Raw genomic sequence first — 13,932 nt, forward strand, 5'->3', positions numbered from 1 at the left:
AAGCCGATATTTCATTGACGATGTGTTTTTGCATCATGATCAGGGGATTGTAATTAATATTTACTAATAACCGTAAAAGTAGTGAGAGGATGCCATCCTGTTTATTCCCCGCAAAGCGGCAGTCATCATTCTGAATCGGATCTCGAGCGACCGCTGCAGCAATATGATCCACTGCTTTTAGGGGCACTGCATCATCGTAATGCAGCTTGACAATCGACAACGATACGCTGATGACACAGCTCTTTTCACACTACTCATATCCCCTGTTGCACCTAGAACTCCTTGACACTCAAGCTCAGCTGTTCTTCTGGAGTGAACATGGAGCCATTCTCCTCAGGACAGGAAACGGATTCAGCTCCGTGGTCAATGGGGACGCTCCGAACAGGCCGCAGCTGATCGAGCGAATCCGTGGCGAAAATCCCGTGGGCATCACTGCCTGGAGACTCAGCGTCTCCAGGCGAAAGGAGGTGGCTCAACAGGGGCATGAATCGGGGAAAGCGGCGCCATTCTTCTGGCGTGATTCTGCACTTTGCTATCGTGTTGACACTCGCGCTCTCTGCAGCAAAATCTCTTCCCAGCGCCGCGTCATGTCTGCCGCATTGAAGTGATTCATGGCCAGCTCGCGGGCCTGCTCAACGTTCGGACGGAAGTCCACGGTCATGGCGTGTCTGACAGCTGTCCCCCACTCTCCCACTGTGGCGTGAAGCGGAACCATTTGGAAGACGTCTCCGTACTCTCTTAACAGCATCGGCAACATCCCCACTGGTGTGGCGACAACGGGACAACCACACGCGAACGCCTCCAGGGCCACGAGCGGGCCCCCTTCCGTCACACTGGGAATCAGCAGGCAGTCCAGTGCCCGATAGACTTCAGCCGCATTCTCCATTGCGATCCAAACCAGCCGCCCCTGCGAGATGTCCAGTGCCTGCTGTTTTTCATGAGCCGGAATAGCATCCACCCCCTGCTCTCCCTGAGGACAGCAGTAGACACCAATGGCCTGGGGCCCCAGCTCGGCAATAATTTTAGCCAGTGCCAAGGGCTGCTTTTCGCCTGACCAGCGCCCCACAAAACCAATGGCCATCTGAGCAGGATGAATGCCCCAGGACGTCCGTGTCTCCTGACGAGACTTCACTGGAGTCAGGCGGGAGAGATCCACACCATTGAGGATGAGAGAGTTCGAAATGGAGGACGGAACATATTCACTGCATTCCTCGCAGACCGACACAAATGCTGACACAGTGTCGCGCACTTCGCTGACAAGATTTTTCGACCACGAACCGGCCCCATGGAGGCCAAAAATTACAGGGAGCTGACGACTGGCTTGCCGGACGAGCTCAGCTACGTTACCCCAGGCATAGACGATGTCAATGTTCTCATTCATCAGTTCGGCCAGAGCCTGAGCGGCACAATTTCTCCGTTGGAGGAGATTCGAGTTGACACGGTCCGCAGGCACACCGCCGATAACAGGCATCATCTCACCGATCAGTCGAATCGAGGCATCGTCAGACATTCCTCCATCAGCGAGAACGCTGCCGATCCAGTCCACATGACAGCGGTTTTTCCATAGCATTTCCAAATGTCGCACAACACCTCCCATCCGAAACGAGGAACTGATAAAAATTGCGCGAATTCGGGGTGCACTCGCACGTGTACTGAAACGTTGCATTACTGGACCGGCGGCAATTTCGTTACCTGATGGTGCTCGTCCTGCTCCGTCATGATGAACAAGGGACTGTGCCCGGCTTCGACACGTCTCCCACCCCCCTCCATTGATAATGCGGTCCCAGGAAAACCGTTCCTGTTCTGCTGGCTCAGATGCAAAGCACTCGAACGCGCGCGTTCCTTCCAAGGCCAGCCGACGCACCAGGGAATTTGAAAAGCAGTTCACTGGCCTGATCTCAGTCGTCGATCGCACCGATCTCAGATCCTCAGTCTGTTCCCTGGCCGATTCCTCTCCAGTCACGATCCCCAGGCGAGAATCCACGAAACAGGGCACTGAGTCTTCCAGAAATGTCGGACGGAGAAGACTCTTCTCATCGAGGAAACACAGAATTGGAGCGGAGGTCGCTTTCATTCCTCGTCGCCAACTAAGAATCTGGCTCGCGCAGCGGGTTTCGATGACGGTGACTTCCACCGGGAGGGAATCGCGGATGTGTCCAACGGTCTCCTCACTGTGGTTATCCAGGACAACCACAATTTCGCGAGGCGGAAGCGTCTGGTTGAAGACCGAGTCCAACACGGTGGGTAAGGTGCTCACGTCACCCCCGCATGACACAATGACGGCAACGTCTCCGAAATGTGGTGACTTGCTCGGTTGCGTCCACTCCGGCGGCGCTGGCCGCTCCCAGCCGACCGCCCCCACATCCATCGATTCCCTTCCGTGAAACAGCATTTCTGCGACTTTCTGAAGAGGATTGCGAGTTATTTTCGTGCGACTTCGTCACTTGTTGTTTCAGTGGAGGAAGATGAGGCAGTGTGAGCGAGAACGACATTCGTCGGATCTTCTCAAATGTTAAATGATCAGCCCTCATCACAATTCAACGCAGTCGGCAACCGGATCAAGCTCAAATGACAGGATGGCCGCTCACTCAGGTGCAACGCACGCCGCCAAGGGACGGGAAACTCACACACTGCGAAATCCTGCTCCATTTCGCAATCGTTTTTTCCTCAAGATCCAAGAGCGGGGATCAATTTTCCGATTATTGAGCCACTTCCGTCTGAGCAAGACGTTCGAATCTCCTTAGCTGCCACGCCTCATGCTTAAAAGTGGTTGTGAAAGCACAATGACGCATTTGAAATGCACTGCGCTAGCCAATATAGAGGGAGTCACGATAAGCAATCAATGCGAGAGACCGACGGGTGATGGGCAAGAAACTCGTCTCCCATGTGGGAACTCACGTGACAGAAGCCGAGCTTCCAGGCATGAGGGCCGGGCCGGCAAGTCAACGGGATATCAAAGCGATAATCTGTTCCCGTCATATCCCAGTCTGACGTGCTGGCATTCTGTCGAAGATTGACTCCTCTCAGGAGATCGAGCTGAAAGCCTTCTTCGGCGTTCTGGTCTTCGTGTTCGATGCCTACGGCCAGCTGTTAGCCATCTGGAACGGCCTGGGGACCTTGGTTAGCGGCGGCGGCAACGGCCAGCTGGCGAATGCTGCAACCATGACGATTGCGAAGTTCGTGAAACACCTGGCCGGGTTAGGTGGTCACCTGGGAAGAAAAAGAGACGGCCGCCCCGGCTGGCAAACCCTGTGGCGCGACCTGGAAAAACTCCTCCTCATCCTCCGCGGCATCCAAGCCGCCAAACAAAATTGTGGCTAACACTGAGGTCTCCGACTCTGCCTACCACTTTGGGAGGGGGAACTGAACTGTTATCGCAACGAAAATATCGCCACGAAAAGCGGGCAGTTTGATCAGGACCAGGTTTGTCGTTCATGCGACCAGCGGCCATCCGGGTAGAGTTTCACTTCAATCCAGCAAGGACCGAACCCCAGATAATCCTTGGGATTCCACCACCTTCCGCTGACTGCTCCGCCGCAGACATAACTTGTCTGGTCGACATCAACACGATCGCAGGTATGCATGTGACCACTCAGGCAGAGCTTCACACGGGGATGTTTCAAAAACAGTTCACGGAACTTCACCAGTCCTCGAGGAGACCATCCAGCAGGAATTGTGTACCCTTTGCCGTTATCAGTTTGAGGTTCCAGAAAGTGGGTCGCTGAGAACAGCGGAGCATGAGTGACGATGCAGACGGGAGTCTCTCCTTTTTCCAACTGTCCGGCCAACCATTCCCACTGGGGTTCGTCGAGTTCACAGCCGGACCATTGAAACGTATCCAGCAGGAGAAACGTCCAACCGCCGTGCTCGGCGCTATAGTAGCGAGAAGGCATGTTGTACGTCTCAATGGCACGAGCCTTTTCCTTGAACTCCAGCGGCTGTTCCACGGAACCATCGTTCCAGCGGATGTCATGGTTCCCGATGCAACTGAGGCTGGGCACCTTCAATCGATCCATGACGCTCGTCTTCCATTGCCGAAACTGCTCTGTTGTACTTTCATCAGATGTTTTCTGGCCATCGACCGCACTGACGTTACCTCCTCCGAAAACAAACAGCTCCGGCGAAAGAGAACGGGACTGAATAGAGTCAATCAAGGCAGCAACACGCTGGGCAATTTTCGGGTTTCCTGCGGGAAGATGGGTGTCCGTCAGGAACGCGAACACGAACGGTTTTTCTGCGTGGGACGCTTCTACCTTGGCTTCCGATGCCAACGTCACCCCCGCACCCCAGGCGAAACTTCCTCCAACGATTGATTTCAAGAAAGAGCGTCGAATAAAGGGCATTTCTGACTCCCGGGCCGATGCAAGAACCTTGCTTGGTTGTTAATGAAAACGGAAAAGGGTGCCCAAGAGCCATACTTCATTCATGCCGCACGAATCTTGTGGTCTGGTTCGACACCCGGTTTATGGCTTCGCAAACGGGGGATGCGTGTTCACAGCCGCTACCAGTTGCTGGACCTCAGCGGAAGGAACTCCCTGATCGATAAGCTGAGTCGCCAGTTTATCGAGTGCCTCTTCGAGAGTGAGATCTTTGATGCGGAGAATTTTGGTCGCCACATCACTGGCGATTTGATCAATGCTGAAGGGCTCTCCTCCCGGTCCATTCGACCGGTCTTCTTCACCGGCAGCAGGTTTGATGGGCTGCTCCCGTTTTGGACTTTTGCCTGCAGAGCGACGTTTTGACTCCTTGAGCCGTCCGGCAACTTCTTCGGACAGGTTCTCAAGGGTGTAGTCCATCTGTTCCAGCCGTTTGGCAGTCTGGTCTCCGGACGGATTGGTCAGGCCGCAGCCTGAGTAAAGCAACGACAGCAACAGGCAGGTCCCACTCAGGAATGTGTTTCCCCAGCATAATTTAAAGTCAATTCCCACAGACATCTTGTAGATCCTTAATGTCCATATGAAGTCTTGAACCGTAATAAAAAAACGTTAGAATTCACCTACAATTTCCCCTCCTCCCTTGGTTCCCAAGGCCCACCAGGTCGGTAGATTAATCGAGTTTGAGACGAATCGGACCGATCCATCCATCATGGTCACATGGACGCCGCCAACATGCTCGCTGCTAGCGGTAATGCCGCCATCTCCTTCATGACATTCAAAAGTCGCTGTCGCATAAGAGGCAATGTTGACCGTGTTGGGCGGAAACAGATGAGCGTAGACGTGTTTCTCCCATGAATCCGAATACATCCACGTGAGTCCTTTATACTGAGTCCAATCCGCCCAATTCAGTGGATTGGCCAATCCGTCTCTGACGACCGCATCGATGTACACATCATATTGTTCAATCATTGCGGAATTCGTGTAGGACAGGTTTCTCCGGTTATCCCGATTTGTTCCAGTACCATTGCTGACCAGCGATTCGCTGAGCATGACGGTATTGGAAGTCCCATCAGTGACGTCTCGCAGGTAGAAACACCGATTGGTCGTTTTTCGCCAGTTGTTACTATAAGGGCCGGTCTCACTCATTCGGGACATAGAAATGATTCCCGTAGAGGGCGGGGGAGCTGCACTCCCTGTACTCGCCTGTCCGGGCATTAAGAGGTTGCGAGGGCGTCCGGCATTTGCGACATAATTAAAATTAGCAGCCCCCAGATTTCCATATCGATTCACTTCGGATTCGGAGGGGCATTTGAAGAGCGGAACCTGAACTCGCGAAGCCCTCATTTGAGGCGAAGTTCCAGCAACAAACGCGCTCCAATTTTCGCTATTTGAGAAGTCTAACTGGTGATACAGATTGGCCTGATCGACAAACGGCAACAACCCGCAGTACCACGATTTCGCTCCGGATCTTCCAGGACCTGAATGGTGGATGGCCAAACGATGCATGTGGAGAGGCGTCGTACCGTGCGCATCCAGGTAGTTGTGGAACGCTAAACCAAGCTGTTTGAGATTGTTTCGGCACAGACTCCGCCGAGCTGCTTCTCGCGCCTGTTGCACAGCCGGCAATAATAACGCGATCAGTGTTCCGATAATTGCAATTACCACCAGCAACTCAATCAAGGTGAACCCGGTATGAGAGCGCGTGGCGGAGGCTGAGAAAACGAGTCCCTTTTGAGAGGCACTCTGGTATTGACGACAAATAGACATCAGGAGACTCCCAAAATTAAGGAGGGGGCCAACTCTCGTTCGATAGGTCAGCGGAGACTAACCTTTTCTCGAGAGTAATTGTCAAATGTTGTGTTTATGAAATGTTTCAGTCGGCGTGATTGTGCAGAGCAAGGCCGATTTGCTTCAGATTGTTTTTGCATTGAGTTCTGCGGACTGCCTCTCTTGCTGATTGAACAGCAGGCAACAGCAGAGCCACCAAAATTGCGATAATTGCAATCACGGCCAATAGTTCAAACAGAGTAAACCCCTGACGGATCGCCTGGCGACTATCGGAGGTTCTTCTGTTCTGTCTCATTGGGAGATAGCCCTATCGCTCTTTGAGATTAGTGAGCCCCTCTCTCATAATTCACAGGGGGGAGCATTCCAAGTACGAGTTTTCAGAAAGGTTGGCCTTGGGTTGTGAATCAATAATGAACGCATTGTCAATAAAGTGTGAATTGCAATTATCCTGGTTCTTCTCCCGATTTTGTGGGCGAGGGTGTTTGAGTCTGGCGGGAGTGGGGCTGGTTTTGGAAGCTGTGTTCATGGACACACTGCCTGAGGATTACGGGTTGTTGCTGGGGTTGGGCCGGTCCTGGCGGGTGGTGGATGTGGACCTGTCTCTGGGTGAAGAACCGCTGTGAATCCTGTGGAGTTTCCTACGCATGGAGGGCGCTGGGAAAAGACCTTATTCTTCCCCGTGAGTCGCAGTGCATGTCGAAGAGTCGTCGCAGTTTCACAGCCGAGTTCAAGCGTGAAGCGTTGCAGTCGATGCAGCGTGAAGGTCTATTACAGGCCGAGATGGGCTGACGTGCTTTGGCATAGAACTTTACAACTCCAACCAATGTTCTGCCTGACACGACGAATTCTCATGAGCAGACAAGCGATCGTCGTCGTCGATTTTCAGAACGATTACTTTCCCGGCGGCAGGTATGCGCTGTTGGGCATCGAACAGGCATCGGCAAACGCCGTACGCGTCGTTGCCAACGCGCGTGGCAGCGGCGGTCTTGTCATCCATGTCCGCCACGAGTTTATCAGCTCCGATGCGTCTTTCTTCGTGCCGGGAACGGATGGCGTCAACATCCATACCTCAGTCGCCCCGCGGGAAGTCGAGCCTGTAATCCTGAAGAACTTCCCCAACTCGTTCCTTAAGACTGAACTGAAGCAGGTGCTCGACGACAACGGCATCGAGGAGGTGGTCATCGTCGGCGCGATGATTCATATGTGCAATCGCTACGCTCTGGTCGTAAATCGCGTGCACGACGCCAATCATGACGGCCTCACTTCAACAACATCGTCTTCAGTATTTCCAAGTCCGTCCAGTAAATGCAAAAGGAAGAGGGGACAGGGAATAGCATAAAATGCAGTCTTTCCCTGTTCATCAATTCGAGATCGGCTTCGAACTTGGAACGACTGATTGACCGTATTCAGAGTGCGTTCGCCCATGTCGGCGAACACATCTCACATCTCAGGCACAACTGCCGTTCTGCTGGCATCTCGCTCGCCGAATCTGAATTTCTATGCGTAATGGATTGTAAGAACGCTGAAATCGGAGTACCTCGATCGACTCATCTTTTTCGGGGAAGCGCCGCTGCGCCTGGCACGATCAGCATTCACAATCTACGATCACATTGAACGCAATCGTCAGGGGTTGGAAAATGGAATGTTTCGGCCAACTCGGCCTCGAAAAGTAGGCTGCAGGAGCTGCCTCTACAACGAAGGGGAAGACTGCCATCGTGAAATGAAGCGAGTGGACCGTCGGAAATGGCGGTCCAGGGCGACAGAGGCTTCCTGTCCTGCCGGGGTCATGGTGGCAGCATGTTGACAAAGAACACGAGAAGTCCTCTTCAGAGGCAAGTGACAATCGTCAACGGACATCCAGTGAGGGGCAAGTCCCTGAGGGAATGGCCATTTTCCGTCAGGTTAATAGTCATACCAGAGTCCCCAGCCGATCTGTTGCTCGCTTTGTCGATAGAATGAGAACTGAGGGCTGCCGCCGTTGTAGTAGTGCAGGCCGGTCCTCAGTGTGCCTGCTCCCAAGCCTTCTCCCTTCCAGGCCCACCCCGTTTGCAGGCTGACATTTCCACCGAAATTGAGTTCCTCCCGAAGGTGTCCATTGATGGCCAGAAAGGGGGCACCTCGCACTCCGGTCGGATGTGCGGGGCCCCAGTCGAAACCAAACTGGAGATGCCAGGGTTGGGCGAAGTCACGAGAGAAGGCGTAATCGAGCTCACCGTAAAGACGAAATTCAGGGGTGACATGGTACGAGTACCCGAGATAGAGCGAGTCGCGATAATAATCAATGCGTGAGACCGACGGATGGTGAACAAGAAACTCATCTCCCATGTGGGAACTCACGTGATAGAAGCCGAACCTCCAGGCATGAGGACCATGCCGGTAAGTGAGCGGAATGTCGAAGCGGTAGTCCGTTCCGGTCATGTCCCAATCATCTGAATCGATGTTCTGCCGAAGATTGGCTCCTCCCAGGAGATCGAGTTGGAAACCTTCTTCGGCGTTCGGGTCACCAAACCGGACAATGCCGAATCGGCCTCCAATCTGAGAATCAAGTGAATTGTGTCCTCCCGAGTCACTGATCGCACGTGTCGACAAACGGGGTTCCGCCACGCTGGCCCAATAAGTGCGATACAAAATCCTCTGGGAAGAAACGTCCAACTCCACTTCGATCCGATCACTCCAAAGGTGTCCGCATCATCGACCAGCGTCTCCGACACGGAATGGAAGTAAGACGTGGCGGGAGTCAATAAATCCTCGACACGAGATGTTCCGGGTGGATTGAAAATCGGGAAAGCAGGGGTTTGAGCCAGAAGTTTTCCGGTCATCAATCCCGATACGATCACAATCAAAAAAGTCAGGACACAGCGTCTTATCAAATGAGGAAATTGGTGGGGATAACAGTCCATAACTCGAGAAGCTCCACTTCAATCCATTCAGCAATCTTTCAAGATTGCATTTGTTGTTTAGAACCGGGTTTCAAATCCGCTTTTGAAGAACGTGGTGATCCGTTCCATCATCGCTTCAGCCTCCTCTCCACTTACTGTCAGAGTTAACACATCACCGGGCACGCCGCCCAGTAGCAGGAGTTCGGCAATCGATTTGCAGTCGGCTTCATGAGAGCCTCCCCCCAGGCGGACTTCTCCATCAAAATCGCTGGTCAGTTGTGCCAGCAGCGAACAGGGAACCATGTGCATGCCATATTGATGCAGGACTGTTACTGTTTGTTTCAGATTCATCATCTAGCCTAAAATGACAACATTGGAGACAACAGGGCTGTCTGGTCGAGGGCTTTCACTTTTGAACCGAGGCACTCCCTCAAACACGTTTTCTACGCACGTGTCACAGCATTCTCTGGCGAGTGCACCACGTCGGTGGCACTGGGATCGATGGCCCGTTTTCCGGAGAAAAACTCGGCCATTTTCTGAATCAGGACATAGAATAAGGGAATAAAGAAGATCGCGAGGAATGTGGCGGACAGCATTCCGCCCACCACCCCTGTTCCCAGCGACTGTCGTCCGGCCGCGCCTGCCCCGGTGGCAATGGCGAGCGGAACAACTCCCAGAATGAATGCCAGTGATGTCATGACGATGGGACGGAATCGAAGTTTCGCCGCTTCGACAGCCGCCTCGACAATTCCCATTCCCTCTTTTCTCAACGCCACACAGAATTCCACAATCAAGATGGCGTTCTTGGCCGAAAGACCAACCAGCGTGAGCAAGCCGATTTGAAAGTAGATATCCTGTGTGAAGTTTCGGAGATAAACAGCCACAAGAGCACCAAGAACCGCCAGAGGAACGGCCAGTAGCACCGCAACCGGAAGCGTCCATCGTTCATACTGGGCGGCGAGCACGAGAAAGACGACCAGCAACCCGAACGCCAGCACCATGGGAGCCTGGTTTCCGGCCTTGATTTCCTGATAGGACGCCCCGCTCCATTCAAGCCCATATCCGGGGGGAAGATGTTCTGCGGCAAGCTGACGAATGGTGTTCATCGCTTCACCGCTGCTTTTGCCGACGGCGGGAGCACCAGTGATTTCCACCGCTGAGTATCCGTTATACCGACTGACAATGTTCGGTCCTGCCTGAAACTTCATATCCATAATGGCAGACAACGGGACCATTTGCCCGGAACTGTTACGAACGTAGATCCGTTCAATATCTGTCGGTTTGCTGCGGACACTGGGTTCGGCCTGAAGTTGCACGCGCCAGATGCGACCGAAACGATTGAAGTCGTTGACGTAGAGCGCTCCGAAGTACGCCTGCATCGGCTCGAAGACATCTGCCAGCCGAACACCCATCATCCGGGTTTTTTCCCGGTTGAGGTCCACAAAAACCTGAGGCAGAGTGACACGAAGCGTGGCGTTCAGGCCGGTGAGGTCCGGATGCTGACCGGCGGCTGCGAGAAACTTGTTCGTCGCATCCGCCAGTTCAGCAACCGTTCCTCCCCCCCGTTGCTGTACTTCGATCGTAAATCCAGCCCGCTGACCGAGCCCCTGAATCGGAGGCGGGTTGAGAGTCAAAATCAGTCCTTCCGTTACCGAACCTGTTAACGTCCTGGAATCCGCGATCAGTGACGCTGCAGAAAGTTCCGGCTTTTTGCGATGCTCGAAATCTTTCAGTCGGACAAACAACACTCCCGCATTCGTACTGGCGGCTCCTCCCCCCAGGACGTCGTATCCCACCAGCCCCACAACGTTGTCAACGGCGGGATGCTGACTGAAGAACTCTTCCCCTTTCTGGATCACCTTCTGTGTTTTATCTAGTGAGGACCCATCCGGAAGGAGTACGATTCCCAGAACGTAGCCTTGATCTTCATCCGGAAGGAATCCGGCTGGAACGATGCCACTCAGGCGATACGTCAGGTAACAGAGTCCACCGAACATTAGCAGTGTGACCAGCGCTCCACGAATGGCCAGTTTCACTCCAGCGGTATACCCCAGCGTGATCCAGTCGAACATCTTGTCGAACGCCCGAAAGAACAGGTTCTTCTTTCCGTGTGCCGGCTTCAGCAGGAGTGCCGCCAAGGCCGGACTGAGTGTGAGAGCGACCAGTCCGGAGATGGCGACCGACAGGGCAATCGTCACAGCGAATTGTTTGTACATCTGTCCGGTGAACCCGCCGAGAAACGCGACCGGCACGAACACGGCGGACAACACCAGCACAATCGCGATGACGGGGCCGGTGACCTGTTCCATCGCCTTGAGTGTCGCCGCATAGGGAGACAGATGCTCGTCGTGCATCAGACGTTCCACGTTCTCCACCACCACGATGGCGTCATCCACCACAATGCCGATCGCCAAGACCAGACCAAACAACGTGAGTGTGTTGATTGAAAAACCGAGGAGAAGCATTCCGGCAAAGGTCCCGATGACGGCGACCGGAACAGCGAGAAGGGGAATCAGCGTCGCTCGCCACGACTGCAGGAAGACGTAAACCACCACGATCACGAGAACAATCGCTTCCAGCAGCGTATGAACCACTTTTTCCACGGAGTCACTCACGAATGTGGTCGTGTCAAACGGGATGCTCCAGGTAATTCCTGCCGGAAAGTCACGGGCCGCTTCTGTCATGGTGTCCTGAACCAACTGCATCGTACTGAGGGCATTCGCTCCACTTTGCAGATTGATCATCATCAGTGTTGTCGGCTTGCCGTCGAGTCGACTGATGAGATTGTAGTTCTGGGCTCCCAGTTCAATTCGGGCGACGTCTTTCAGTCGGACAATGGCCCCATCCGGCATCGCGCGGAGAATCACGTTCTCATAGTCAGCCACTTCACTGAGTCGTCCCCGGGTGAGGACCGGAAGGGTCAGTTCGATTTCTTCCTCGGTGGGTCGTTGACCAATCATCCCGGCGGGAAACACGGCGTTCTGATCACGAAGGGCGACCGCCACATCAGAAACAGTCATTCCCTTCAATGCCAAGCGGTCGGGATCAATCCAGATCCGCATGGAGTAGTCCCGGTTTCCGAAGACGGTTGCGTCTCCGACACCCGTCACTCGTTTAATACGATCCAGCAGATTGATGGTCGCATAGTTGCTCAGATAGAGGTCGTCGATGGTGTCGTCCGTCGCTTCCAAAGCAACCAGTCCCAGAATACTGCTGGAGGCTTTGACGACCGTGACGCCGTTTCGCACAACCTCCTGCGGCAGTTTCGGTTGTGCGATGGCTAGCCGATTCTGGACTTCCACCGCCGCCATGTCCTGATCGGTTCCGATTTCGAACGTCACCGTGATTTTGCAGGAACCGTCGTTGCTGTTCTGCGAACTGAAGTAGATCAGGTTCTTGATCCCGCTCAATTGCTGTTCAATGGGGGCAGCGACTGATTCCGCCAGAGTCTGGGCATCGGCTCCGGGGTAAACGGCGTTGATCTGAACCTGCGGCGGAGTAATCTCCGGGTAGCGTTCAATCGGGAGAACCGCAATCGAAACCGCCCCGGCGATGATAATGAGCAACGACAGGACAATCGAGAAGACCGGACGATCGATGAAAAAACGGGAGAGCATGGGGAACGGCTTTAGAAAAAGGGAGAAGACCGGAAGGAATCACACGGCTTCGCAAAAAATCAACGAGGAGTCGGGATCACCGGAGCCCCTGGCCGTAGCATCATCAATCGATCCAAAATGATCTGCTCACCGACTTTGAGCCCGCGTTCAATAATCCACTGATCTTTTCCTGACCACTCTCCCAAGGTCACCGGACGAGCTTCGACGGTGTTTTCTCCATTGACGACATACACGCTCGCTCCAACCGGAGATTGAAGGACCGCCGATTGAGGCACACGAATCACGTTCACCCGTTGTGGCCCCAAGACTGTTGTGTGAATGAACTGTCCGGGAACAAGACTGCCATCGCTGTTGGGAACGCTTCCCCGCACAACCATCGTGCCGGTGAGCTGGTCAATTTTGACATCCTGAAAATTGATCTTCCCTTTGTGGGCATAGAGACTGCCATCGGCAAGTGTGATTTCCAGTTCCAGATCTTCCGTGGCGGGGGTGACAATGTCTCCCTCTGCAATCTGGCGCCGGAATCGCAACATCTCCTGTTCGGTCACCGGGAAGCGGACATACATCGGGTCAATCTTCTGAATCGTGACCAGAGGGTCACTTCCTCCCGCTCCGATGTAGTTTCCCACATCTTTAAGGACCTGACCGATCCGTCCGGTCACGGGAGCTTCAATGGAGGTGTATGTTAACTCCAGTTCCGCAGCGGCAATGAGTGCTTTCTGAAGTTCGACATTGGCCAGTGCCACCTGATGATCCGCTTGTGTCCCTTCCAGAGAAGCCTGTGACGTGGCCTGATCGCGCGCCAGTTGTTGATTTCGTTTCAGATTGAGAGTGGCCTGACTCAGCACCGCTTCCGAACTGGCCAATCGGGCGCGGGCTTGCAGCAGCTCCACTTCAATAGGACGAGAGTCAATCTGGAACAGCTTCTGTCCCTGTTGCACCAGTTCCCCTTCCTGAAAAGTTCGATCCACGATGTGGCCAGCGACGCGGGCTCGGATTTCGACCACCTGAGAGGCTTCCGTCTGACCGAGAAAACGGGCCAGAATGGGGACGGTTTCTTCCCGTGTTGTCATCACCGTGACGGGAAGTGGCGCAGGAGGAGGTGCAGTCCCTGCCTGATGCGCGGGGTTGTGCTCACCATGTTGCAGGTAGTAGTAGGCCACTACCAGAACTCCCCCCAGAACCAGCAGCGGCAGACCTCGACGCACGAGATGGCCGGTCAGGGACGAGACAGCCTTTCGGGGAGTTAGCTCATTCATTAAGGTTGAATCC

The 13,932-nt window shown here is 54.0% G+C and carries 10 protein-coding genes and 1 pseudogene; 2 read left to right on the forward strand and 9 right to left on the reverse strand.

From position 1 onward, the window contains the following. Positions 1 to 532: 532 nt before the first annotated feature. A complete protein-coding gene (locus tag SH527x_RS15355) occupies positions 533 to 2,392 on the reverse strand; it encodes a glycosyltransferase (RefSeq protein WP_437191562.1) in 1,860 nt (619 codons plus the stop codon). Between the two features lie 674 nt (positions 2,393 to 3,066). On the opposite strand from SH527x_RS15355, the gene SH527x_RS15360 reads away from it, so the two are divergent. After that, positions 3,067 to 3,321 carry a hypothetical protein gene (locus SH527x_RS15360; protein ID WP_437191563.1) on the forward strand — a complete coding sequence of 85 codons (255 nt, stop codon included), beginning with the start codon at positions 3,067 to 3,069 and terminating at the stop codon, positions 3,319 to 3,321. 92 nt (positions 3,322 to 3,413) lie between these two features. Here the strand turns inward: SH527x_RS15360 and SH527x_RS15365 are convergent, their stop codons facing one another. The 4 genes and pseudogenes from SH527x_RS15365 to SH527x_RS15380 all read right to left on the reverse strand — a co-directional run. Then, positions 3,414 to 4,343: a metallophosphoesterase family protein gene (locus SH527x_RS15365; RefSeq protein WP_437191564.1), complete on the reverse strand. Its 930-nt coding sequence runs from the start codon at positions 4,341 to 4,343 to the stop codon at positions 3,414 to 3,416. A gap of 120 nt (positions 4,344 to 4,463) precedes the next feature. Continuing rightward, positions 4,464 to 4,934 (reverse strand): hypothetical protein, encoded by a 471-nt coding sequence (locus SH527x_RS15370; RefSeq protein ID WP_437191565.1) that lies wholly within the window; start codon positions 4,932 to 4,934, stop codon positions 4,464 to 4,466. A 51-nt stretch (positions 4,935 to 4,985) separates the two neighbouring features. Beyond that, a complete protein-coding gene (locus SH527x_RS15375; RefSeq protein WP_437191566.1) occupies positions 4,986 to 6,143 on the reverse strand; it encodes a DUF1559 family PulG-like putative transporter in 1,158 nt (385 codons plus the stop codon). A gap of 109 nt (positions 6,144 to 6,252) precedes the next feature. Continuing rightward, positions 6,253 to 6,459: pseudogene (locus tag SH527x_RS15380) on the reverse strand (type II secretion system protein); the annotation flags it as partial. A gap of 555 nt (positions 6,460 to 7,014) precedes the next feature. Here SH527x_RS15380 and SH527x_RS15385 point away from each other — a divergent pair. Next, complete coding sequence (locus SH527x_RS15385; protein WP_437191567.1) at positions 7,015 to 7,503, forward strand: isochorismatase family protein; 489 nt, start codon at positions 7,015 to 7,017, stop codon at positions 7,501 to 7,503. A gap of 563 nt (positions 7,504 to 8,066) precedes the next feature. Here SH527x_RS15385 and SH527x_RS15390 read toward each other — a convergent pair. From SH527x_RS15390 to SH527x_RS15405, 4 genes are all read right to left on the reverse strand, one after another. Next, complete coding sequence (locus SH527x_RS15390) at positions 8,067 to 8,753, reverse strand: DUF1207 domain-containing protein (RefSeq protein ID WP_437191568.1); 687 nt, start codon at positions 8,751 to 8,753, stop codon at positions 8,067 to 8,069. 368 nt (positions 8,754 to 9,121) lie between these two features. Continuing rightward, the gene (locus SH527x_RS15395) at positions 9,122 to 9,397 is read right to left on the reverse strand and encodes an HPr family phosphocarrier protein (RefSeq protein ID WP_437191569.1); all 276 of its coding nucleotides are present in this window, start codon (positions 9,395 to 9,397) and stop codon (positions 9,122 to 9,124) included. A gap of 89 nt (positions 9,398 to 9,486) precedes the next feature. Then, complete coding sequence (locus tag SH527x_RS15400) at positions 9,487 to 12,660, reverse strand: multidrug efflux RND transporter permease subunit (protein ID WP_437191570.1); 3,174 nt, start codon at positions 12,658 to 12,660, stop codon at positions 9,487 to 9,489. 59 nt (positions 12,661 to 12,719) lie between these two features. After that, positions 12,720 to 13,919: an efflux RND transporter periplasmic adaptor subunit gene (locus tag SH527x_RS15405; RefSeq protein WP_437191571.1), complete on the reverse strand. Its 1,200-nt coding sequence runs from the start codon at positions 13,917 to 13,919 to the stop codon at positions 12,720 to 12,722. Positions 13,920 to 13,932 lie beyond the last annotated feature (13 nt).

Source organism: Planctomicrobium limosum (assembly GCF_051465645.1).
Lineage (GTDB): Bacteria > Planctomycetota > Planctomycetia > Planctomycetales > Planctomycetaceae > Planctomicrobium.